This is a genomic window from Allobaculum fili (assembly GCF_020969955.1).
Taxonomy (GTDB): Bacteria; Bacillota_I; Bacilli_A; order Erysipelotrichales; family Erysipelotrichaceae; genus Allobaculum; species Allobaculum fili.
This window is the reverse complement of the sequence record NZ_JAHDSX010000156.1, coordinates 1-257: the sequence shown is the minus strand read 5'-3', so window position 1 is coordinate 257 and position 257 is coordinate 1. Positions and strand designations below refer to the sequence as shown.

The 257-nt window shown below is 43.2% G+C and carries 1 pseudogene; it reads left to right on the top strand.

The window, feature by feature from the left end:
- Positions 1 to 257: pseudogene (locus Afil_RS10890) on the top strand (transposase); the annotation flags it as partial.

Sequence of the window (257 nt, the reverse complement as noted above, 5' to 3'; positions counted from 1 at the left end):
GAAGAAACCCGATACCTGCAGTCGATATCTGGCTATCGATGAATTCAAGCTTCATAACGGCCATAAATACGCCACCCATATCATCGATCTGGAAACCGGCCATGTTCTTTGGATTGCCAGAGGCAAGTAAAAACAGGTCGTATACGATTTTATTGATCATGCGGGTATTGAATGGATGAGTCATGTTCAAGCTGTTGCCTGTGACATGAACTCTGATTTTCAGGAAGCATTTCAAGATCGATGCCCATGGATTTCTA